Below are 22,750 nucleotides of genomic sequence, written 5' to 3' on the forward strand. Positions count from 1 at the left end.
AGGCCTCAGATCTTGAAGTTGATCATGCCGCGCATGACGAAAATACCGATCGCCATCCAGGTCACCCCGCCCAGCAGCATCAGCTGCCCCGTCGGGTGGGTGAACATCTGGCTCATATAGGAGGGCGTGGTGGCGTAGACGATGCCGAGCACGCCCGGCGGCAGCGAGCCGATGATGGCGGCCGAGGACTTTGCCTCGGACGACAGGGCGCTGATCTTCTCGCGCATCATCTTGCGCGAACGCAGCACGATGGAGAGATTGCCCAGCGTCTCGGCCAGGTTACCGCCGGTCTTCTGCTGGATGACCAGAACCGTGCGGAAGAAGTTCAGCTCGGGCAGCGGCATGCGCTCGCACATGCGGTCGAGACCGTCCGCCAGCTCGACGCCGACCGCGATACCCTCGACCAGCTTGGCGAATTCGGTCCGCACCGGATCCGGGCTTTCCGTGGCGATGATCTTGAGACACTCGTTGAGCGGCAGGCCGGACTTCACGCCCCGCGTGATCACGTCCAGCGAGTTGGCGAATTCCGCCGTGAACTGCTTCTGCCGGCGCCCGCGCAGGAAGCCGAGCCACCAGCGCGGCAGGCCGAGGCCACCGATCACACCGATTGCCAGTGTCACGAGCATGTTCTGTCCGGTCAGGAAAGCGATCAGCACGCCCGCAATGCCGATACCGGCGGAGACCATCCAGAAGGTCGTCGGCGTGAAGCTCATGCCGGCCTGCTGGATCTGCGCCTTCAGCGTGACGGATTTCTTTTTCTTGTCCTTCTGGCGCGCCTCGATGTCCTTGAGGGATTCCTGGACCTGACGCTTGCGCTGGGCCGCCTGGTCGAGCGCAGTATTGGCACGGCGCCCGCGGCCGCCGTTTTCGCCGCGACCACCCACCGCGCGCTGGACGCGCTTGCGATTGGCCCCGTCGCCGGCAGCGCCTACCGCCACCCAGCCGACACCGCCGACCGCCACGAAGGCTGCGGCTGCGGCAAGAATGAATGCGAGATCACCATTCATGGTCAGGCCTCCGAGGCGTCGAGTGCGTGGGCGAGCTCGCGCTCCATGCCGAAGTAGCGGGCACGATCCCAGAATTTCGGACGGGCGATACCGGTGGAGACGTGACGGCCCTCGATCTTGCCGTCCGCATCCTCGCCCTGCATTTCGTAGAGGAAGAGGTCCTGGGTGACGATGACCTCGCCTTCCATGCCGACCACTTCCGTGATGTGAGTGATTTTCCGCGAACCGTCGCGCAGGCGCGCGGCCTGGATGATCACGTCGATCGATCCGACGATCATCTCGCGGATCGTCGTGGCCGGCAGGTTGTAGCCGCCCATGGTGATCATGGATTCGATACGCGACATGGCTTCGCGCGGCGAGTTGGCGTGCAGCGTACCCATCGAGCCGTCGTGACCGGTGTTCATGGCCTGCAGGAGGTCGAACGCCTCCGGGCCACGCACCTCGCCGACGATGATCCGTTCCGGGCGCATACGCAGACAGTTCTTGACCAGGTCCCGCATCGTCACCTGACCCTGGCCTTCCAGGTTCGGCGGACGGGTTTCCAGACGCACCACGTGCGGCTGCTGGAGCTGCAGTTCCGCGGCGTCCTCACAGGTCACCACGCGCTCGTCTTCCTCGATGAAGCCGGTCATGCAGTTCAGCAGGGTCGTCTTGCCCGAACCGGTACCGCCGGAGATCAGAACGTTACAGCGGCTGGCCCCGATAATGGAGAGAACCTTGGCGCCTTCCGGCGTGACGGAGCCGAACTCCACCAGGTTCTGCATGGTCAGCTTGTCTTTCTTGAACTTACGAATGGTCAGCGTGGGACCGTCCAGCGCCAGCGGCGGTGCGATCACGTTGACACGCGAGCCGTCCATCAGGCGGGCGTCACAGATCGGCGAGCTCTCGTCGACGCGGCGGCCGACCTGGCTCACGATGCGCTGACAGATATTCATCAGCTGGCCGTTGTCGCGGAAGCGGATATTCGTCTTCTCGACCTTGCCGTTGACTTCGATGAAGACGTCGTCGGCACCGTTGACCATGATATCGGCGATGTCGTCGCGCGCGAGCAATGGCTCGAGCGGGCCGAAACCGAGAACGTCGTTGCAGATGTCCTGGAGCAGTTGTTCCTGCTCGGCGATCGACATGGCGACGTTCTTGATCGAGATGATCTCGGTGACGATGTCACGGATCTCCTCGGCGGCGGTGTCCTGGTCCAGGCGCGCCAGCTGCCCCAGATCGATGGTGTCGATCAGGGCGTTAAAGATCGTCGTCTTGATCGCATAGTATTCTTCCGAGCGATTGCCCGGATCGGCCACCCTGCCCGTCTTCCGGTCGGCAGGCTTTTGCTGCAGGCGATCGGCAGCGCTCGGTTTCGCAGCAACAGGAGCGGCTGCAGGCTTGGGTGCCGGTTTCGGCGCGGCCGGCTTGGCCGGGGCTTCGGCAGAGGCAGGCGGACGCTGGCGCTCGGCGCCAGCGTCGGAACGAGCCTCGGGCTTGGGCGCCGCGGGGGGCGGCGCCGGCCTGGCGGGTCTTGCCGTGGGTCCTCCGGCCCGTTTGCCGAACATCGCCTACTAGCCTCCGAACATCTTCGAGAAGAAGGACCGCTTGCGCGTGACCGCCGGAGCCCGGCCGGTCACCGCGCCGGCGAGGTGCGCGAAGCCCTCTGCCGCCTTGGACTTGGGATCGAGCTCGGTGATCATCTGGCCGTTATTGGCCGCCTTGCCGAACAGCATCGGCTCGAAGGGCAGGACCAGGGCCGGCTGCACACCCAGCGCATCGGCGAAATCCTTGACCGGGATTTCCGGGCGCTTCGGCATGCCGGCCATGTTGATCACGACTTTCGGCGGCTCGTCGTTCGGGCGCGCCGTGGCGACGAGGTCGAACAGGTTCTTGGCATTGCGCAGCGAAGCGAGATCCGGCGTCACAGTGACCACGACCTGGTCGGCCGTCAGCAGGGTCTGGCGGACCCAGGGCGACCAGGTGTGCGGCAGGTCGAGGGCCACGAAAGGCGCCTGACGCTGAACCTTCTCGATCACGGTCTGATAGTCCGTCGGCGCGAAGTCCCAGTCCTTGTCGAGCGTGGCCGGGGCCGAAAACAGGCTCAGGCGGTCCGTGCAGCGGACCAGGAGACGGTCCAGCAGCGCATCGTCGAGACGATCCGGCTCGACCAGGGCGTCGCCCAGCGTCTGGGCCGGGTCCTGGTTGAAGTCCAGGCCGGCCGTGCCGAAGGACAGGTCGAGATCGACCAGAACCGCATCGGACTGGATGCCCTCGGTCATCGCCCAGGCGCAGTTGTGCGCGATGGTCGAGGACCCGACGCCGCCCTTGGCGCCGACGAAGGCGATGGATTTTCCTGCAAAAGGCTGGTCCGGATCGAGGAAGAGTTCGGAAATGGTCCGGATCAGGTGCAGCGGCGACATCGGCGGCACCATGTACTCGCTGACGCCGCGCTTCATCAGCTCGCGATAGAGCGCGATATCGTTGGCAGCGCCGACGATGATGACCTTGGTGTCCGCATCGCACACGCCGGCCAGCTCTTCGAGCTGGTCGAACAGGGTACGGCCGCGCATGCCGCTCTCGATGATCAGCAGGTTCGGTGTGGAGGCGTCGTAATAGCGTTCGATCGCAGCCGGCAGACCGCCCATATCGACGCTCACCGTGGCCTTGGCGAGACGGCGGTCTTCTGCCGCGCTCTGCACCAGGGCGCCGGTTTCCGGACGCTCGCAGAAGGCCGCAACCGTGATGCGCGGGACCGGCTGGTCCGGCACGTCGCTGTCGACCTCGCCGTAGAGCGCCTCGCTGCCGTGCACGGAAGCGAGTTCCTCCTGCAGCTCGGCGAAGAGCGGATTGGTGATCTCGCCGTCCTCGGCCTCCTCGACATAGCCGGTCTCTTCGAGCTCGGCCTCGTCGGAGAAGGGATCGGAGTCATGAGCCTCGACCGTCTCGTCCACATAGTCGGCCGCGTCAGCCGCTTCGGCCGCGTTGCTTTCGGCCGCCTCGGCACCGAAGGGCGACTGGTTCATCGGCGTATCCGTGAACTCGGTATCGTCCTCGCCGGCGAATTCGGTATCGTCCGCCACGGCCTCGCCCAGCATGAGGCGCTCGACATCGTCGGCGTCCAGGAAGGGATCGTCGTTTTCCAGCAGCGGATCCTGCTTCAGAGCACGGTTTGCGTCAGCCATAATCGCTCCTTTCACCCCTAGTCGTTCGACACATTGGACACGGCGCCACTCTCGTGATCGCTGCGCTCGCTGGCGGTAGATTCACCGCTGCGATAGAGCTCGATCACCGTCTGGCGGCGTCCTGCATCGGGGGTTTCCATCGTTCTTGGCGCGATCAGATCGCGCGGATCGGCAACCGTGGCGGCCAGGTTGGCAGCCAGCGTGCAGCCGAAATTGCTGTGCCGGTTATTCCCCGGATTGCGGGCCAGATTGTCCCAGTTTCCGCATTCCGGTGCGACGGCGGCATAGCGCGTGAAGCTGAACACCAGCGCGCCCTGCTCACGGCCGCGCGCGTCATAGGCGCCGCCGGTGATGTTCCGCCAGTCGATACCGCGGTCGTAGAAGAAATTGCGGGCTTCGGCGATCGCACCGATCGCGGCGTCCTCGTTGCCGGCGCCCTGCGGATAGCTGATCACGAGCGGGCCGTGACCGCGGGCCTTGTATTCGGCCGCGACAGCGGCAAGCACGCCTTCCTGGGCCCAGGTCAGGCCGTTATCGCGCGGATCGACCGCGAATTCGGCGCGGTAGGTTTCCGCGACGGCGCTGGCCTGCGGCAGGGCCGCCTGCTCGGGTCCCGTCGTGGCGCACGCGGACAGCGCAGCCAGGCAGGTCAGTCCGGCGATTGCGCCGAGAATCTTTTTCTGTGCCACCATATCCACCTCCACTACTCGAACAGGAAGCCGACCGGACCCGACCAGCCACGGTCGCCCGTGTCCGAACCGGGCACCGAATAGGCGCGGTTGATGCGGTTGAAGAGCAGGGCCGACGCTTCATTCGCGTTCTGGTACCCGTCCACCGGCGTTTGCAGGTCGTTCGGATTGGCCGGATCGACCAGGTAAGGCGTGACCAGAACCACCAGTTCGGTTTCCTGGTTCTCGAAATCGCGCGAGCGGAACAGCGAACCCAGCACAGGCAGGTTCTGCACGCCCGGAACGCCGTCGAGATTCTGGCGCGTCTCTTCCTGGATCAGGCCGGCCAGGACCAGGCTGCCGCCGGAGGGCAGTTCGACCGTGGTCTCGGCGCGATTTACGTTCAGCGCGGGAACCGTCAGGCCGGGCACCGTGCCGATGACATTGCCTTCATCGTCGGTGACCTGGTTGGACCCGAAGGTCAGCGAACCCTGGCTGGTCAGTTCTGACACCTCGGTCGAGATGCGCAGGCTGATACGGCCTTCCGACAGCACGACCGGGGTGAAGCCGAGGCCGACGCCGAAGGGCTTGTACTCGATGATGATGTTGCCGTCGCGGTCGCGGCCGGTGGGAACCGGGAATTCGCCACCCGCGAGGAAATTGGCGCTTTCGCCCGTGATCGCGGTCAGGTTCGGCTCGGCCAGCGTGCGGACCAGGCCGACGCGTTCCATCGCCTGCAGCAGGGTGGTCACGTCGGTGATGCCGTTCGGACCATTGCCGCTGACCCAGTCGACCGCCGCGCTGGTACCGCCCAGAAAGCGGCCCACCCGCGAGAAGGCCGGCTCGGTGGCCACGGCGAAGTCGAACTCGCCGGAGGCGCCGGAGGCGGACAGGTTGACGCCCAGCTGACGGACGATGGTGCGCTGCATCTCGACGATGCGGACCTTGAGCATGACCTGCTCGCGCGCCTCGATATTCAGCATGGACAGGATGTGATCGGGATCGTCGACCCAGCGCTGCGCGATGCGCAGGGCAGCGTCGGCATCGGCCGCGCTCGGCACGGAGCCGGACAGCACGATGTGATCATTCATGGCTTCGGCCCGCACCCGAGCATTCGGCAGGAAGCGGTCGAAGCTCTCCTGCAGCGGCGAGAGATCGCGCTCGACGCGCAGATCGAGATCCAGGATGAGCTGGCCGTCCGCGTCGAAGAAGAAGGCATTCGTCTGGCCGATGCCCATGCCCATGATGTAGGCGCGGCGCGGCGTGCGGACGACGGCATCGACGACTTCGGTATTGGTCACCAGAACGTCGGCGACATCGACCGGCAGGTGAATGACGGCCGCCTTGTCGAGCGGCAGATCGAGGCTTTCCGAGACCGGACCATTGCCCGGTTCGCGGATATAGACCTGCATCGTGTTGCCACGTTCGGTTCCCGGCGCCTGGGCCGCCGCGGACGCGGCGACGACGGGCGTCGACAACGCGCAGGCTGCGAGAATGATAAGGCTGCGGATCATGTCGACTTTCCTCACTCGTCTCCGGCCATTGCGACCTGGCGGGCGCGGCCATAGCGGATCAGGGTTACGGACTGGGAACGGCGGTCGCCGTCATAGCTCGGAGCCGGGGCAGCCGGGACGGGATCGCCGCCGGAGACCAGGACCGGACCATTGTCGGCGCCGGCATCGGTCAGGCTGCGCAGGACCAGGTGGATATCGCCGCGCGCGACGGCCAGGGAGACCGCACGGGCCTGTTCCGGCGTCAGTTCGAGCGTGGCGGTTTCGCCGATCACGGTCTCGCCCTCATCGTCCTCGTCATTGGAGCTGCCGAAGGTCTGGTCGATGGCCAGGACGCGGGCATTCTCGACGATGGTGTGGGCGACGTAATTGCGGCGCGAGGAGCGGCCTTCGGTTTCTTCCTCGAAGGAGACGATCACGTCGACGCGGTCGTTCGGCAGGATGAAACCGCCGGCGCCCGTTTCGGCCGAGATCGGCACGGCCACGGCGCGCATGCCCGGCGTGAGCACGGCGGCCATGAAGCCGGCATCGCCCGGCTGGACGAGACGGCGGCCGGTGACGGGCTCGCCCTGGCTGATCGGGGCACGGACGAGGGAGCCCGCGAAGGCCTCCATGTCCTGGCCGCGCCCTTCCACGACATAACCCGGCGAGACGGCCTCGTCGGGCCAGGCCTGCCAGTAGAAATCACTGCCGCTGACACGGTCGCCGATGGCGAGGTCGCGGCGGGCGGCAAGAACGCGAACGGCGGGACGCTGCTCCTGGACCTGTACGGTCTGGGGGCCGTCATTGCCGTTCATCGACTGTCTGACGAAAAAGGCCACCGCGATCGCAGCGATTGCGGCAGCGGCGAGGATGGCGATACGGACCGCGTTCATGGGACGCTTCAAACCTCTCAGGCGCACGAATACGCTAGAGAGGAGACGCTTAATTCCTCAAAGTGGCGTTAATTATACTTGGAGAATGCGGACTAAACGGATTTTTCTACTGAATTTCCGACGACCCGCAATTCGAGTGGTGTCAGGCTACCACATAGAAATGCGTGTTCGGCAGAACCCAGAGCACGCCGGCGGCCAGAGCGACTCCATAGGGAATCGGGGCGCCTTTCGAGAACAGCGTCTCGCCGCGCAGGAATGACGGCGTCCGGAAGTCCGGATGATGGCGCCGGATCAGGGCTGCGGCATGCGGTGCCGAATACCGCACGATCAGCAGGACCAGGGCGAAGACGCCGCCGGCGAGAACCAGAGCGAAAAGATAGGCCAGCGTCACGGGCCAGGCGAACCAGAGCGAGGCCGCCGCGAAGAGTTTCGCATCGCCGCCACCGAGCGTGCCGGTCGCAAAGAGCGCAAATCCCAGGACGAAGGCCAGAACGCCGCTGAGCAGATGCAGTCCGGCCAGCTCCCAGCCCATGCCCGAGAGCAAGGCGGCGACCGGAAAGAGTATCGCGACCGCTACGCAGAGCCAGTTGGGAATCGTAAAGCGCGTCACGTCCCAGGCTGCAGCGAGGAGCATGAGCCCGATAAAAAACAGCAGGACGATGTGCAGAAAGATCGCGACCAAGACGCCGCCTCCGGGAAAGGTTCGAATTTAACTATAAATCGAAACACTTAATAGGGCGTTGGCGAATACTTGAGCGACAGCATTACGGCGCAAGGTGACGCCCGAACGAAAAAGGGCCGCTCCCCGGGGAGCGGCCCTTCCGTATTCTACAGATTGGCGGACGCTTAGAGCGAGCCGGCAACCGTGTTGAAGTTGTCGCTGACGCCCGTACCGAGGGCCGTCACGGCACCGATGATCACAACGGCGATGAGGGCGGCAATGAGGCCGTACTCGATCGCGGTAGCGCCGGATTCGTCTTTGAAGAAGCGAGAAATCATTTTCATTTTTAAACTCCCGTGTAGGTACCCAACCATCAGGAGCCGATCCGTCCCGACCTCTCCTGAGTGACACCCACTAAACACGAGAAGAATTGCGGCGGAGTAAAAATTCTTGGCTAACAAACTCTTTAAACGCCCCTTTCTCCGCTATAGTTAATTTTCCGAGAACGAACCAAGTCAAAAGCAAAAAGAAATTAAATCTCGACCGTTTAGAAAAGATTCAGACGCGCGCGCGATGATGGCCTCCAGTTTCAGTCGACCGGGTGGGAGTGCCCTCATGATTAAACGCATCGCCGTCGCATTCACCTTGGCCATGGCCAGCATTAGCCCGGCCCTCGCCCATGATCTGAGCGTGCCCGTCGAGCATGCGGAAGTCGTCCGCCTGCCGGGTGAAGCCTCCGCGGTCGTCGTCGGCAATCCCTCCATCGCGGACGCCATGGTCCATGACGGCCGTACCCTGGTCGTGACCGGCCGCCTGCAGGGCCGCACCAATGTGATCGCTCTCGATCGGGTCGGCCGCGTCATCTATTCGCGCGAGATCGTCGTGTCCAATCCGGTCGAAGGCCAGGTCGCCATGTTCCGCGGCGCCGACCGCTTCACGCTGAGCTGCGGCGATATCTGCGAGGAAATCCCGCGCGCCGGCGACCAGCAGGAGCGCACCGAAAGCCTCACCGACCAGCAGCGCGGCCGCCTGTCGACCGTCGACATGGCCATGTCGGGCGACGGCGAACCGGGCCAGTAGAACACGCCAGCAAGACACGGGGCGGGCGGGTCGCATCGGCCCGCCCGAACTCTTTCCGGGGGCAGCTTACATGTCACGCACTTCAATCGCGTCCCGCCTGACTCGCGTCTCGCGCCGTTTCGGCCGCGACCGCAAGGGCGCGACGGCGGTCGAATTCGCGATGATCGCCGCCCCCTTCTTCTTTCTTCTCTTCGCGATGATCGAGGTCGCGGCCGTCTTCTTCACCGGCACCGTGCTGGAAAATGCCGTGCTGGAAGCCGCGCGCGAAATCCGCACGGGCCAGGCCCAGGCCGGCGGCATGACCCGGACCGGCTTCCGGACAGAAATCTGCGACCGGATCGAAATCGTCGGCGATTGCGACCGCGTCGAGATCGACGTGCAGGTGTTCGAGAATTTCAACGCGGTGAACCAGCCCAGCCCGGTCGGGCAGGACGGATCGATGGATACGGCCGGCTTCGGCTGGGACCCGGGCACAGCGGGCGACATCGTTCTGGTGCGCGTCTTCTATCGCTGGAACCTGCTGACGCCGAATTTCGGCGGCGGACTGTCCAATATGGAAAACAATCAGCGCCTGATCACCGCAGCCACCGTCTTTCGCAACGAGCCTTTCGATGATTAGCGCGGCCCGTCAGCTATTCCGGCGCTTCCGGCGCGATCGCCGCGGCGTGTCCGCAGTCGAGTTCGCCCTCATCGCCCCCTTCATGATCCTGCTCTATCTGGGCGGAGTCGAGGTCAGCCTCGCCCTCTCCGTGGATCGCAAGATCACCAGCACGGCCAGCGCCATCGCGGACCTGGTCGCCCAGGACGATGTCGTCAGCGATGGCGAGATGGCCGACATTCTCAATGCCGGCAATGTCATCGTCGCCCCCTTCGACTCCACCCCGCTGGAGATCCGCGTGACCAGCGTGCTGATGCGCGGAGACGGACAGGTCGAGGTCCAGTGGAGCGATGCCCGGGGCATGACGCCCTATTCCGAGGGCGCCTCGGTGAACATTCCGGACGGGGTACTGATCCCCAATCGCTCGGTCATCATGGTCGAGGTGGACTACCGCTACGAGACGCTCTTCAACCAGCTGGGCGTCTCGCAGCTCGACATCAGCGAAGTCTTCTATCTGCGCCCGCGGCGCTCGATCATGGTCGCCCGGATCTAGTCGAGACCGGCCGCCACGGCGACAATCAGCGGATGGGCGGGATCGAGTGCCCGCCCGTCGATGTCCGCGACCGGCACCACGCCCATGAGTGCATTCGTCACGAAGGCCGCATCCGCCACGTCGAGCGCGTCGCGGCCATAGGTCCCGGTCTCGACCGCATTCCCCTCAACCAGCTCGGCCCTGACCGTTCCCGGCAGCACGGCGCAATCCAGCGAAGGCGTGAACAGGGCGCCGCCGGAAACCCAGAACAGATTGGCGCAATCTCCGCCGGAGACATGGCCGTCCGTATCCAGCAACAGCGCCATGTCAGCCCCGGCTTCGGCCGCCTCGCGCCGGGCCGCGACATTGTCGGCATAGCTCAAAGTCTTGTGACGCGCCGCGAAGCTGGACGCAGAGCGCCTGATTATCGACGTCGAAAGGCGCAGCGGTGCGTCAGGCACTTTTCGCCCGGCGGCGCTCAGCAGGATCGACACCGCACCGTCGGACCGGACCAACCCGCGCGGTCCGCCGCGCGCCGCGACCGTCAGGCGCAGAGCCGCATCGTCCAGCCCGTTGCGCAGGGCCGCTTCCATGCACAAGGCCTGCAGCGTCGCGTCGTCCATCCGGAAATCGAGCCCCAGCGCCGCGCAGCCTGCGCGAAGCCGCGCAAGATGCCGCGGAAGACGCAGCGGGATGCCGTCGCGCACGCGGATCGTCTCGAACACGCCGTCGCCGAGCAGGGCATTGCGCGCATTGACGGGCCAGCCCGCGGCACCGGCTTCGCCCCACTGTCCGTCCATCCAGACCTGCTCGCTCATTCGCCGTCTCCGCACAGGGCCCGCTGCAGGGCGGACGCTTTGGTCAGGGTCTCCTCATACTCCGATTGCGGATCGGAGTCGGCCACGATACCGCCGCCCGAGCGCACGCTGGCGCGCCAGCCATTGCCCGCACGGCGCAGGGCTGCGGTCCGGATCATGACATTCATGTCCATATCGCCTTCGGCCGAGATCCACCCCAGCGCGCCGCAATAGGGACCGCGCGGTTCCTCCTCGAGTTCGGAGATGATCTCCATGGCCCGCACCTTGGGCGCGCCGGTGATCGAGCCAGGCGGGAAACAGGCGGCGAGCAGGTCGAATACGTCGCGCCCCTCGCCCATCTCGCCTTCCACCACAGAAACCAGGTGATGGACATTGGCATAGCTCTCGACACCGCACAGGAGCGGCACGTGCACCGAGCCGGGACGGCAGACCCTCCCGATATCATTGCGCATCAGATCGACGATCATGAGATTTTCGGCGCGGTCCTTGGCGCTCGTCTCCAGCTCGCGGGCCAGCGCTGCATCGCGCGCCGGGTCGGTCGCGCGCGGGCGCGTGCCCTTGATCGGACGCGCCTCGACCTTGCCGCTCTTCAGCTCGACGAATCGCTCGGGCGAATTGGTCATCACGACATGATCGTCGTCCAGTACGAGATAGGCCGCATGCGGCGCCGGGCTGGCCTCGCACAGACGACGGAAGACGTCGTATGGCGCATCGCCATCGCCCAGCTCCGCGTCGAAGGCCTGGGAGAGATTGACCTGGAAGACATCGCCCGCATGGACGTAATCGCGTGCCTTGCGGGCCGCTTCGAGATAACGCACCTGCGACCAGCGAGGCCGCCAGTCCGCGTCCGCGCCGGCGGGCCGGACCTCTCCCCTGTTCGCATCGCCCAGCTGCGCCTCGAGGGCCTCGATGGAGGCGGCATCGCGGCCCCTTACGATCATCGTGCCGGCCGCGCGGTCGAACTCGACCCAGGCGGGATAATGCGCAAAGGCGAGCGGCGGCCAGCGCGGGTCGAGATGCGGCAGGCGCTCGAAAGCCTCGGCAAGATCGTAACCGAACAGGCCGGCATAGAGCCCCGGCGCTTCGCGCCAGGCTGTGGCGAGCGCATCGAAAGCATCACGATCCCCGCCCCGAAAAACACGGTCCGGCTGCGCGAAGATTCGCGCGCGACCATTGCGGCCGTCATGCAGGAGAAGCGCATTCTCCGTTCCGGCAAGCGGTGCGAAGACCCCCAGCGGGTCGCGCCAGGCGTATCGGTGTTCGACCAGTGTCATGTCGGTGTCCGGCGCTCGGGTCAGCGTTCGAGCCAGCGGTCGCGAAGCGCGGCCCGCTCGGCCTCGCTGATACCCAGTATCTCGGTCACATAACGGTCGGTTCCGCCCATCGTCTCGAAGGCCAGGGCGAGGTAATCGGCATCGACACCGAGGAAGATACGCATCATCTCTGCCGGCATGGCCTTGCCGTGCTGGGCGCGGGTGCGCTCCTGGATGACCGGAATGATGGCGTCGAAGTCTACTGCGGTGTTGGTCAGGAGATAATCCTCGAAGATCGTGTCCCGGTCGACGCCGAGTTCGTCGAGCACCAGGGCGCAGAAAATGCCCGTGCGGTCCTTGCCCGCCGCGCAATGCACGACGAAACCCGCATCCGCATCGCCGGTCGCCAGCGCCTTGTAGCTTTCCCGGTAGACCTCCTGATTGCAGGTCTCCATCGGGATGCGGCGATAGGCGGAGAGCATGTAGTCGCGCACGGCCTCGGGCGAATGATCGTCCTGACGCAGGAATTTCAGATGCGGCGGCTCGCTCTCATTGCCCAGATCGGACGCGATGACCCGCACGCCCATATCCGCCGGCCAGACGAAGGGCTCGTTCTCGCGCTCGCGCGGCTTTCGAAGATCGGCGACGACCTTGATGCCCAGATCGCGCAGCAGCGCCTGATCGGTCTCGCTGGCCCGCCCGAAATGGCCGGACCGGTAAAGACCGGAGCGCACGCGCGCGCCTTCCCTGCCCGTATAGCCGTGAAAATTGCGGAAGTTATGGACGCCTTCGAGCGGTGTATGCCGTGTCATGCCTTGGAGGTACGCAATCGGCAGGCCGGCGGCAAGGTCCCGCGCATCGAATTCGTGCGCGGGACGCCTCGCGATCAGCGGAACGGCGGCTCGTCGAAGCTGCGCAGCTTCCTCGAGTGCAGGGCCGCGCCCTCATCCTTCTTGAGGATCTCGATCGTCTCGATCCCCGCAGCGAGGTGTTCGGACACCGATCTCTGATAGAAGAGATTGGCCGCTCCGGGCAGTTTCAGCTCGCCGTGCAGCGGCTTGTCAGAGACGCAGAGCAGCGTGCCGTAGGGCACCCGCAGGCGCAGGCCGTTGGCGGCGATGGTCGCCGATTCCATATCCACGGCAATGGCACGCGACTGGTTGATGCGGCGGGCCTGGGCGGCATAGCGCAGTTCCCAGTTCCGGTCCGCATAAGTCGCGACCGTGCCGGTTCGCAGGCGCGCCTTGAGCGTTTCGCCGGTATCGCCGGACACGCTCGAAACCGCCTCTTCCAGCGCGATCTGGATCTCCGCGATCGGCGGGATCGGGACCTCCAGCGGCAGGTCCTCGTCCAGCACCGCGTCATAGCGCAGATAGGCGTGGGCGAGGACATAGTCTCCGAGCCGCTGCGAGTGACGCAGACCGCCGCAATGGCCGATCATCAGCCAGCATTGCGGACGCAGCACGGCGAGATGGTCCGTGATCGTCTTGGCATTGGACGGGCCGACACCGATATTGACCAGGGTGATACCGCGTCCGCCCGGCGCCTTGAGGTGATAGGCCGGCATCTGGAAACGCCGCCAGGGCGCCCCCTCGACAAGGGCATGCGCGTTCGGCGTCGAGGCATCCACGGTGACGTTTCCGGCCGCGGAGAAGCTCTCGTAGTGATTGTCCTCCTTCAGCTGGCGGATGGCCCAGGCCGTGAAGGCGTCGACATAGCGGTGATAATTGGTGAAGAGGATAAACTGCTGCGTATCCTCGTAGGGCGTGCCGGTATAGTGGCGCAGCCGCTGCAGCGAATAATCGACCCGCGGCGCCTCGAACAGGGAGAGCGGCTTGATCGCGCCCGGTTCGGACGGGCTCAGCCCGTTGGGCAGATTATCATTGACGCGCGAGAGGTCGGCATAGGGAAAGTGGCGGACGAGCTCGGCCGGCGTGGCCGCATTCATGTCCAGTTCCTCGGCCCCGTCCAGCACGTAGGAGAAGGGTATTTCCGTATCCGATGGACCGGTCTCGATGGTGATCTCATAGCCTTCCGAGAGCAGGGTGAGCTGCTCGATCAGATAATCCCGGAACAGGGCCGGATGCGTGATCGTGGAGGTGTAGAGGCCGGTATCGGTAAACTTGCCGAAGGCGCGGCTGACCGGCGGAGGCGGACCGTCCGGCGTATAGGTCACCCGGAGCTCGGGATAGACGAAGGCACCGGACTTCCTGTCTTCGGCAGATGGCGGCGGTCCGCCATCAAGGAAGGATTTCAAAGCGTTCTGCAGACGTTCAACGGACAAGCGATAGAGCGCATCGAGCTGTTCCACCGCTTCAGCGGGCGTTCCCGCGATCTTGTATTCTTTCATCGCGCGTCTCTTGCCCGATTTCGCGGCAGGGATAAAGCGCAAACTGGCAAAATGTCCGACATTCCGGCTTTGCCGAAATGCATCATTGGCCTTCCCGCCCGGAGCCTGTAAGGACGCGCCTTGCCCTGCAGGCGCAGCATATTCCTGCAGACAGAGTTTGGAGACCCGCCATGGAAAACACGCAAAACCGGATCGTTCTGAAATTCGGCGGCACCAGCGTCAAATCGCTGGCGGACTGGCGTGTCATCTCCAAACGGATCGCCGAACTGCGCGCCGCGGGTAAACAGGTCTTCGTCGTGCACTCGGCCATGGCGACCATTTCCGATCTGCTCGACAGCCTGGTCGACAAGGCCGTCGCTGGTGAAGGCGAGGTCGAGTTGGAGGCGATCCGCGAGCGTCACATGGCGCTCGCCGCCGAGCTGGAGGTGGACGGCGATGCCCTGCTCGCGCCCTTCCTCGAGGAACTCACCCGCCTGCGCGCCGGACTGGCGCTGACCGGCGATGCCAGCCCGCGTCTGAAGGCGCGGATCATGGCCCAGGGCGAACTGATGTCGACCACGCTCGGCCAGGCCTGGCTGGCGGCGACCGGTGTCGAATCCGCCTGGCTGGATGCCCGCGACTTTCTCTCAGCAAGCCCGGCGAGCGGTGCGCGCGGCTATCTCTCGGTCGATTGCCAGCACACGCGCGACGACGCTCTTCTGGCGCATCTGGAAAGCCTGCCGCCGGTCGTCATCACCCAGGGCTTCATCGCCCGGCGTGAGGACGGAGATACCGCCCTGCTCGGTCGTGGCGGGTCGGACACCTCCGCCTCCTATTTCGCCGCCAAGCTGGGCGCAGAGCGGATCGAGATCTGGACCGATGTGCCCGGCTTCTTCTCCGCCGATCCGCGCCTGACGGGTGCCGCGCGGCAAATCCGCTCGCTGAGCTATGAAGAGGCCCAGGAGATCGCCTCCATGGGCGCCGGCGTTCTGCATCCGCGTGCCGTGGCGCCCGTGCGCCAGGCCGGTATCGAGATGCACGTCCTGTGCACGCACAAGCCGGACATGGCGGGCACGAAAATCTCCGCCACCCCGTCCGAGGACGCACCGCGTCTCAAGGCCGTCTCGGTGAAATACGGCGTGCGGCTGATCACGCTGGAGACCGACGGCATGTGGCGGGCCTCCGGCTTCCTGGCCAATGCCTTCCAGCCCTTCTCGAGGCATGGCGTCTCGATCGATCTTGTTTCCACGTCGGAGACCTCGGTCACCGTCTCGCTGGACGACGATCCGGGCCTGACCCCGGACGTGCTCGGCGCGCTGGAGGAAGATCTCGGCGCCATCGCCCGGGTCACCATCATCGAAAATTGCGCCGCGGTCTCGCTGGTCGGGCGCGGCGTTCGCGCCCTCCTCGCCCAGCTCGGCCCGGCCATGGAGGCTTTCGCGCATTATCCCGTGCGCCTGGTCTCCCAGGCCGCCAACGATCTCAATCTCACCGTCGTCGTCGACGGCGAACAGGGCACGCCGCTCTGCCGCCGTCTGCACGACCAGCTCATCCAGCCCAAGCCGCTGGACCGGACTTTCGGACCGAGCTGGCAGGAGATCGCCGAGGACATCACCACAACGCCGCCGGCCGGCACCGGCACATGGTGGCGCGCCAAGCGGCAGGCCCTGCTGGACCTCTGCCCCTCCGACAGTGCGGTCTATGTCTACGATCTCGAGACGGTGAAGGCGCGCGCCTCGGCGATCGCCGGCCTGAAACATCTCGATCGCGGCTGGTACGCCATGAAGGCGAACAACAACCCGGACGTCATCCGCACGGCTGTCGCCGCCGGTCTGGGCGTGGAATGCGTTTCCATCGCCGAGGTGAAGACCGCCATGCAGGCCGCGCCGGAGCTGACGCCGGACCGCGTCCTCTTCACGCCGAATTTCGCGCCGAAGGCCGAATACGCCGAGGCGCTGGAGATGGGCGTCCACCTCACGCTCGACGGCCTGCACCCGCTGCGCCACTGGCCGGAAGTCTTCGCGGGCCGCAAGATCACGCTGCGCGTGAACCCCCAGCGCCCGGAAGGACATCACAAGCATGTCCGCACGGCCGGTCCGGAAGCCAAGTTCGGCCTTCATGCCGACGAGCTTGAAGAGGCCAAGACGCTCGCCGCCAAGGCCGGGGCGACCATCAACGGGCTGCACGTGCACTCCGGCTCGGGCATTTCCGATCCGGACCACTGGCGCCGCGTGGGTCTCTTCCTGGTCGAGACCGCCCGCTCCATGCCCGATGTCGAAATCCTCGATCTGGGCGGCGGTCTGGGCGTCGACGAGGCCTCCGGCCCGCGCCGCATCGACACCGACGCGCTCGATGCCGTGCTTGCCGACCTCAAGACGGCGCATCCGGAATACAAACTCTGGCTGGAGCCGGGCCGTTTCATCGTCGCCGAAGCAGGCGTGCTGCTGGCCCGCGTCACCCAGACCAAGCACACGCCGGATGCGCGCTTCATCGGCATCAATACCGGCATGAACTCGCTCATCCGCCCGGCCCTCTACGGCGCCCGGCACGAGATCGTGAACCTGACCCGGCTCGACGAGGAGCCCAGCTGGATCGCCGACATTGTCGGCCCCATCTGCGAAACCGCCGACCGCCTCGGCGCCCAGCGCCTGATGCCGGCAACCCAGGAAGGCGACATCATCCTCATCGCCAATGGCGGCGCCTATGGCCGCGTCATGGCGAGCCGGTACAATCTGCGGGAGCCTGCGGGGGAGACTGTGGTTTGATCACTCCTCGGCGGACCGGCGGCATCTCCACTGCCGGTCCTGCTGCAGGCGCGCATAGGGTCCGGCAAGCCCCAGCCCTTCGACCACGCCGTCATCGAGACAAAGCGCCCGGTTCGAACGTTGCCAGTAGACGGCCTCGACCGGGTCCTGTCCTTCGACCGGCACAACAAGCAGAATGCCGACGCCTTCGGGGCCCGGGATCAGCTGACCTGTCGCCACGATAATCGCCTCCGAAAAGACCGTCCGCGCATCTCCCGCAAGACGCTCGACATCGCTCAGCCGGACAGTCATGTGACATCCTAGGACAATCTTATCGTCTCCGGCCGACCGCCTGGTCCGCTCGCAATCGGCCTCGAGATATTCGACCAGCCGCACCTCGTAGATGGCGAACCCCTCGCCTGCATCCGCTACAGCCGCCCCCGGCCCCGCCATCGCCCAGGCGCAAACCAGGACGAGACGCGCAAACAGATACGAGATCGCCCGTTCCATTGATCCCAATCCCATCCCGCCATATTTGGATCGGGCAGGCTCGCGGTCAAGCGAAAGGGGGGCGAGTTCCGGCTCGCCATGGCGAGGCGGTACAATCTGCGGGAGCCCGCGGGGGAGACTGTGGTGTAGGGCAATCGGGGCGTGTATACCGAATGCACGCCCCGCCCTCTACGAGCAGTCACAATGCCGGATACGCCAACGCAGACGCTCGAATTCGTCAGCGACATCCCAAACGCCGGGGAGGGATACGTTCTCGTCAAACCCTGCGTATCGGCAGAAGGCTGCGGGCTCTTCCTATTCGTTGAAGCGGAAGAGCCCTCTGACACAGCGCCCCGAAAGGTGACGGATTCCTCCTACGCCATACCGATCATGAACACGCCACGACGCTGGAAACTGATCAGCTCTGATGGTGAACGGCAGGAAACGACCGATCTGGGGTCGCATCAGCTTGCCTATCCGGAGATCGACCTGTTTCCGGACGGGCGCGTGCTCCTGGCCTCAACACGTTGCGGGCACAACCCAGAAGAAGGGAACGACCTGAATGGCGTGGTAGTGTCGCCGGGAACTGGACAGCAGCACGCCTTCTCAATGGGCGACGGAATTGAAGACTGCATGATCGACAATGCCGGAAATATCTGGGCGTCCTATTTCGACGAAGGTATTTACGGACCTGATGGCCCCGCCAATCACGGGCTGGCCTGCTTCAACTCGGAAGGCAGGCTTGTTTGGGCGCACGAGCAGAGCCGAGCAAGCGCGATCATTGATGACTGCTACGCTCTTAATGTCGCGCACGACGCGACATATTTCTATTTTTACAGCGCCTATCATCTCGGACGCGTAGCTTCCGATGGATCCGTTTCTACGCTCGAAACCGGCTTGAGAGGGTGTCACCACTTCGCGATCAACGCGAAGCATGTCATCTTTTCCAGCGCTTACGGCGACCCGAAAAACACCTTCTATTGCCTTGATCGGCTGGGCTTCAAATTAGGGAAAGCACAGCCAATCTCTCTCTTCCGACCGGACGGTGCGCCAGCCGAGACAGGGAAGTTTATCGGCCGCGACGACTGCATCCACTATTTCGACGACACTGGCTGGTACCGAGCTACTGTCGAACAGATTTGCGGCGCTTAGATAAACAGCCATCCGGCTGGACTTCCCCCTGCGGCGTCATCCCGGCAAGCCAATTATGGATGATTGCGCGCTCGCGCAGTTGCCACTCGAGGACCGCCCCTACTCTGCCATCGCCGCAGCCACCCTCTCCCGCGCATCCGCCTTCTTCTCGGCCCGGTGCATGAACCAGGTCGGGATGAGGGCGGCGAGGAAGACGAGGGTGACGACGAGGAAGCCGTCGCGGAAGGCGGCGCTGCTGGCCTGGATGGCCAGCGTACGCGACAGGAACTGACCGGCGGCGGGCATGAGCTGCGTGTCGGGCAGGCCGGCGGCATGCAGGCGGGACGCGATCTCGGCAAGCAAAGACTGGGTGGCCGGATTGTCGGCGGACTGGGTCGCGGCGAAGGCGTCGGCATGGAGCATGGTGCGGCGCTCCATCATGACGGCGAGCAGGTTCACCCCGAAGGCGCCGCCGAGCTGGCGGATGAAATTCATCGCGCCAGAACCCTGGCCGAGGAGCTCGGGCGGCAGGACCCGCAGCGAACCGGCCGAGATCGCCGGGAAAAGCAGGCCCAGCCCGACGCGGGAGATCGCGGTCCAGCCGGCCAGTGTCCAGAACGCCGTGTTGATATCGACTGCGGCCGAGAGCCAGGACGACCAGGCGAAAAGCAGAAGGCCGAGCGCGATCATGAGGGTCGGCGGCACGGCATCGGTCAGGCGGCCCGCGATCGGGAAGGTCAGCACCATGGCAAAGCCGGCCGGCATCAGCAGAAGGCCGGCCTGGGTCGGGGTGAGCCCCTGGATGGTCTGCACGAAGAGCGGCAGGAGATAGGTCGAACCGAACAGGCCCGCCCCCATGATGAAGCCGACCACACTGGCGGAGAGGAAGCGCGGATTGGCGAAGACGCGAAGATCCAGCATGGGGCGCTTGCTGCGTATCTCCCAGACGATGAAAGCCAGAAACGCGATCATCGCGACGACGAGCTGGAAAAGGATCGGATCGGAATTCCAGCCCAGGCGCTGGCCATTGGTGAGCGCGTTGAGCAGGGTCGCCAGGAAGAGCGCGACGAGGGCGAAACCCGTCCAGTCGAAGCCGGGACGCGGCCCGGTCTCCGCGCGGGGCGGGAGGAAAATATTGGCGAGCACCATGCCGCCCGCCGCGAAGGGCAGTCCGAGATAGAAGACCCAGCGCCAGTCGAAGGCGTCGATCAGGATACCGCCCACCCAGGGCCCCAGCGCCGGTGCCAGAACCACGCCGAGCCCGAACACGCCCATTGAGGCGCCGCGGCGTTCCGGCGGGAAGACCTGATAGAGCAGGATCATGGCCAGAGGCTGGACGACCCCGGCCGCCGCCCCCTGGATCACGCGGGCCAGCGTCAGCACCCCGTCATCGGGGGCCAGGCCGCCCAGTACCGAGCCGAAGGAGAAAAGTCCCAGCGCGGCGAGCATGGTAAGGCGCAGGCCGAAGGCGCGATTGGCCCAGTCGGCGACCAGCATGGTCGCGGTCATGGCGGCCAGGAAGCCGGTGGAGAGCCATTGCGCCTGCACGGCGCTGATCCCGAACGTGCCCATCACCGAGGGGATGGCCACATTGACGATAGTGGTCGAGAGCACGACCGAAATGGTCGCCAGCATCACCGTACCGGTCGCCAGCCAGCGATAGGCCGGGCCGTAGCGCGCAAAGAGGGTGTCAATCGGCGACATCGACGCTCAGTTCCACCATCATGCCCGGGCGCAGCCGGGCCTCGCCCGGATCGAAGGCGATCCGGATCGGAAGGCGCTGGGTGACCTTGGTAAAATTGCCGGACGGGTTGGGACTGGGCAGGAGGGCGAACTGGCTGGTCGCAGCGCCGCCGAGCCGCTCCACCGTGCCGGTAAAGCGCTGACCGGGATAGGCGTCGACGGTAAAGGTCGCCGTGGCGCCGAGCGCGATCTTGCGGAAATCGGTCTCGCGAACATTGGCGTCCACCCAGACCTCGTCCGAGCGGTGATAGATCAGCATGCGCGTTCCCGGCGTGACGTATTCGCCCGGATCGACGAAGACGGCATCGACGACGCCGTCGAAGGCGGCCGGGACCTGACGCCGCTCCAGATCGATCCGGCGCTGGGCGAGCCGGGCTTCGAGCCCGGCCTGTTCGGCGGCGAGCGTGGCGATCTGCCGTTCGATGACGGAGATTTCCGCCGCCTCCGCTTCGATCACGGCGAGATTGGCTCGCGCGGTTTCGACGGAGGCGGCGGCAGCCCGGGTCTGGGACCGGGCCGTATCGAGAGCGATGCTGGCCGCATCGAGATCCTGGGCCGAGGCGACCCGGCGTTCGGCCAGCGCGCTGATACGGTCGAAGCGTGTGCGGGCGTCCTGCTCGCCCGAGCGCGAGGAAGCGAGATTGGCCTCGGCGGCAGCGATCTGCGCGCGCGCGGCCTCGAGCCGGCTGTCCGTACGGGCGCGGATCATGTCCTGCTGGGCGCGCAATTGCTCCCGGCGCGCGGCCACGCCGTCGATTTCGGAGCGGATGCCGGCGACGATGAGCTCGGCCTGTTCGGCATCGATGGCGATCATGACGGTACCGGCAGCGACGTCCGTCCCGCCATTGACCGAAACGTCCGTGACCTGACCGCTGACCTCGGACGAGACCGTGATCATGCTCGCCGCGATGCGGGCGTCGGTTATGACCACGTGCGACCAGCGGCTGGTCAGCCAGTGTGCCCCCAGAGCGAGCGTCGCCAGCACGACCACGCCGATCACGGCCAGCCGCTGCCAGCGAGAACGCGCGGCAGCCGCCCATTCGGCAGCCACTTCGGACGCGCTCTGGCTGCGCTTCGGCGCCACGCTGCCCTGGCTGGTCTCGGGGTTATCCCCCATGACGCCCCCCTGCTCCGGCCTCGTCTTCGCGCAGATTCTCCAGCCGGTCGGCGACCTGTTTCATGACGCGCTGGGTGGTCAGGATGTCCGCCTCGGGAATGCCCGCGAGCACGGCCTGGCGGGTCTCGATGCCGATCCCGCGCATCTGTTCCAGCATGGGTTCGGCCGCCCGGGTGACATGGACACGCTTGGCGCGGCGATCCCGCGCGCAGGCCTTGCGCTCGATCAGGCCCTGCTTTTCCAGCCCGTCGAGAATGCGCACCAGGGTCGGCCCCTCAATGCCCAGCGCGAGCGCGAGATCGCTCTGCATGATGTCGGGGGCCTTCTTGATTTCCAGCAGGGCCAGCCAGCGCGACTGCGTCAGGCCGAGCGACTTGAAACGCGCATTGAGATGCGTGCGCCAGCGTCGCGCCACGCGCGCCATCTCATCGGCGAAACCGGTCGTGTCCATCCTCGGCACCTATTAATTAGCGTGCTAATTAATAGCTCAATACAGGTTCATCGGCCCCGGAACAAGGAATCTGGACTGGCGCGGGCACTTCCATTAAAGTCTCCAGTAACTGGAAACTGGCTCGCACAGGAGTGAGCCCTGATGAATATCGGAACCGCCGCGAAATCCGCCGATCTACCTGTGAAAACAGTGCGCTACTATGCCGACATCGGGCTGGTCGACGCACCCTTCCGGAGCGAGGCCGGCTATCGAACCTATGACGAACAGGCCGTGCGCAAGCTCGCCTTCGTCAAGCATGCCCGCGATTTCGGTTTCTCGATCGAGGAATGCCGGGACCTGCTGAGCCTCTATGAGGACCGCGACCGTTCGAGCGCCGATGTGCGCCGTATCGCCAAGGCCCATCTCGCCGAGATCGAGGAAAAGCAGAAACAGCTCGCCGCCCTGCGCGACGAACTCGCCCATCTCGTGAAAGCCTGCCGCGGCGACGACCGCCCCGATTGCCCGATCCTGGATCGTCTCGGCTAGACCGACTTATCCCCGCCCCTGACGGCGCGTTTATGATGGGATCACGCTTCGGAC

22 protein-coding genes are annotated in these 22,750 nt (G+C 65.3%); 6 read left to right on the forward strand and 16 right to left on the reverse strand.

Annotated elements, in window-relative coordinates; genetic code table 11:
- Positions 1–5: 5 nt before the first annotated feature.
- The 8 genes from AC13HB_RS10280 to AC13HB_RS10315 all read right to left on the reverse strand — a co-directional run bounded on the left by AC13HB_RS10280 (position 6) and on the right by AC13HB_RS10315 (position 8,230).
- Positions 6–1,007: a type II secretion system F family protein gene (locus AC13HB_RS10280; RefSeq protein ID WP_482949653.1), complete on the reverse strand. Its 1,002-nt coding sequence runs from the start codon at positions 1,005–1,007 to the stop codon at positions 6–8.
- A 2-nt stretch (positions 1,008–1,009) separates the two neighbouring features.
- Positions 1,010–2,554, reverse strand: coding sequence for a TadA family conjugal transfer-associated ATPase (locus AC13HB_RS10285; protein ID WP_482949654.1), 1,545 nt, complete (start codon positions 2,552–2,554; stop codon positions 1,010–1,012).
- Positions 2,555–2,560: 6 nt separating this feature from the next.
- On the reverse strand, positions 2,561–4,171 hold the full coding sequence (locus AC13HB_RS10290; protein ID WP_482949655.1) for a CpaE/TadZ family protein: 1,611 nt from the start codon (positions 4,169–4,171) through the stop codon (positions 2,561–2,563).
- A 17-nt stretch (positions 4,172–4,188) separates the two neighbouring features.
- Complete coding sequence (locus AC13HB_RS10295) at positions 4,189–4,863, reverse strand: CpaD family pilus assembly protein (protein WP_482949656.1); 675 nt, start codon at positions 4,861–4,863, stop codon at positions 4,189–4,191.
- 11 nt (positions 4,864–4,874) lie between these two features.
- The gene (locus tag AC13HB_RS10300) at positions 4,875–6,353 is read right to left on the reverse strand and encodes a type II and III secretion system protein family protein (RefSeq protein ID WP_482949657.1); all 1,479 of its coding nucleotides are present in this window, start codon (positions 6,351–6,353) and stop codon (positions 4,875–4,877) included.
- An 11-nt stretch (positions 6,354–6,364) separates the two neighbouring features.
- Complete coding sequence (gene cpaB, locus AC13HB_RS10305; protein ID WP_482949658.1) at positions 6,365–7,225, reverse strand: Flp pilus assembly protein CpaB; 861 nt, start codon at positions 7,223–7,225, stop codon at positions 6,365–6,367.
- Between the two features lie 142 nt (positions 7,226–7,367).
- Positions 7,368–7,907: an A24 family peptidase gene (locus AC13HB_RS10310; RefSeq protein ID WP_482949659.1), complete on the reverse strand. Its 540-nt coding sequence runs from the start codon at positions 7,905–7,907 to the stop codon at positions 7,368–7,370.
- 164 nt (positions 7,908–8,071) lie between these two features.
- A complete protein-coding gene (locus tag AC13HB_RS10315) occupies positions 8,072–8,230 on the reverse strand; it encodes a Flp family type IVb pilin (protein WP_301065653.1) in 159 nt (52 codons plus the stop codon).
- A gap of 271 nt (positions 8,231–8,501) precedes the next feature.
- Here AC13HB_RS10315 and AC13HB_RS10320 point away from each other — a divergent pair, with 271 nt between their 5' ends.
- The 3 genes from AC13HB_RS10320 to AC13HB_RS10330 all read left to right on the forward strand — a co-directional run bounded on the left by AC13HB_RS10320 (position 8,502) and on the right by AC13HB_RS10330 (position 10,117).
- The gene (locus tag AC13HB_RS10320) at positions 8,502–8,966 is read left to right on the forward strand and encodes a pilus assembly protein N-terminal domain-containing protein (protein WP_482949660.1); all 465 of its coding nucleotides are present in this window, start codon (positions 8,502–8,504) and stop codon (positions 8,964–8,966) included.
- Between the two features lie 70 nt (positions 8,967–9,036).
- Entirely contained in the window at positions 9,037–9,585 is a 549-nt protein-coding gene (locus AC13HB_RS10325) for a TadE/TadG family type IV pilus assembly protein (RefSeq protein WP_482949661.1), read from the forward strand.
- Entirely contained in the window at positions 9,578–10,117 is a 540-nt protein-coding gene (locus AC13HB_RS10330; RefSeq protein ID WP_482949662.1) for a TadE/TadG family type IV pilus assembly protein, read from the forward strand. Before AC13HB_RS10325 ends, AC13HB_RS10330 begins: the two co-directional genes overlap by 8 nt.
- Here the strand turns inward: AC13HB_RS10330 and AC13HB_RS10335 are convergent.
- From AC13HB_RS10335 to AC13HB_RS10350, 4 genes are all read right to left on the reverse strand, one after another.
- Positions 10,114–10,914 carry an aminotransferase class IV gene (locus AC13HB_RS10335; RefSeq protein WP_482949663.1) on the reverse strand — a complete coding sequence of 267 codons (801 nt, stop codon included), beginning with the start codon at positions 10,912–10,914 and terminating at the stop codon, positions 10,114–10,116. The genes AC13HB_RS10330 and AC13HB_RS10335 overlap by 4 nt on opposite strands.
- A complete protein-coding gene (gene pabB, locus AC13HB_RS10340; protein WP_482949664.1) occupies positions 10,911–12,188 on the reverse strand; it encodes an aminodeoxychorismate synthase component I in 1,278 nt (425 codons plus the stop codon). Before pabB ends, AC13HB_RS10335 begins: the two co-directional genes overlap by 4 nt.
- Before the next feature lie 20 nt (positions 12,189–12,208).
- On the reverse strand, positions 12,209–12,979 hold the full coding sequence (locus tag AC13HB_RS10345) for a tyrosine-protein phosphatase (protein ID WP_482949665.1): 771 nt from the start codon (positions 12,977–12,979) through the stop codon (positions 12,209–12,211).
- Positions 12,980–13,053: 74 nt separating this feature from the next.
- Positions 13,054–14,517, reverse strand: coding sequence for an AMP nucleosidase (locus AC13HB_RS10350; protein WP_482949666.1), 1,464 nt, complete (start codon positions 14,515–14,517; stop codon positions 13,054–13,056).
- 170 nt (positions 14,518–14,687) lie between these two features.
- Between AC13HB_RS10350 and AC13HB_RS10355 the strand changes: the two genes are divergently transcribed.
- Positions 14,688–17,261, forward strand: a complete 2,574-nt coding sequence (locus AC13HB_RS10355) for a bifunctional aspartate kinase/diaminopimelate decarboxylase (protein ID WP_482949667.1) — start codon at positions 14,688–14,690, stop codon at positions 17,259–17,261.
- Here AC13HB_RS10355 and AC13HB_RS10360 read toward each other — a convergent pair whose 3' ends face one another.
- Positions 17,262–17,750, reverse strand: coding sequence for a hypothetical protein (locus AC13HB_RS10360; protein WP_482949668.1), 489 nt, complete (start codon positions 17,748–17,750; stop codon positions 17,262–17,264).
- Between the two features lie 183 nt (positions 17,751–17,933).
- Between AC13HB_RS10360 and AC13HB_RS10365 the strand changes: the two genes are divergently transcribed.
- Positions 17,934–18,881 (forward strand): hypothetical protein, encoded by a 948-nt coding sequence (locus AC13HB_RS10365; protein ID WP_482949669.1) that lies wholly within the window; start codon positions 17,934–17,936, stop codon positions 18,879–18,881.
- A 99-nt stretch (positions 18,882–18,980) separates the two neighbouring features.
- Here the strand turns inward: AC13HB_RS10365 and AC13HB_RS10370 are convergent, their stop codons facing one another.
- The 3 genes from AC13HB_RS10370 to slyA are packed head-to-tail and all read right to left on the reverse strand — an operon-like array spanning position 18,981 to position 22,171.
- Positions 18,981–20,564, reverse strand: a complete 1,584-nt coding sequence (locus tag AC13HB_RS10370; RefSeq protein WP_482949670.1) for a DHA2 family efflux MFS transporter permease subunit — start codon at positions 20,562–20,564, stop codon at positions 18,981–18,983.
- Positions 20,551–21,720: an HlyD family secretion protein gene (locus AC13HB_RS10375; protein WP_482949671.1), complete on the reverse strand. Its 1,170-nt coding sequence runs from the start codon at positions 21,718–21,720 to the stop codon at positions 20,551–20,553. Before AC13HB_RS10375 ends, AC13HB_RS10370 begins: the two co-directional genes overlap by 14 nt.
- The gene (gene slyA / locus AC13HB_RS10380) at positions 21,710–22,171 is read right to left on the reverse strand and encodes a transcriptional regulator SlyA (protein WP_482949672.1); all 462 of its coding nucleotides are present in this window, start codon (positions 22,169–22,171) and stop codon (positions 21,710–21,712) included. Before slyA ends, AC13HB_RS10375 begins: the two co-directional genes overlap by 11 nt.
- 141 nt (positions 22,172–22,312) lie before the next feature.
- Here slyA and cueR point away from each other — a divergent pair, with 141 nt between their 5' ends.
- A complete protein-coding gene (gene cueR, locus AC13HB_RS10385) occupies positions 22,313–22,696 on the forward strand; it encodes a Cu(I)-responsive transcriptional regulator (RefSeq protein WP_482949673.1) in 384 nt (127 codons plus the stop codon).
- The last annotated feature ends 54 nt before the right edge of the window (positions 22,697–22,750 follow it).

This window comes from Maricaulis sp. B-26 (assembly GCF_056857855.1).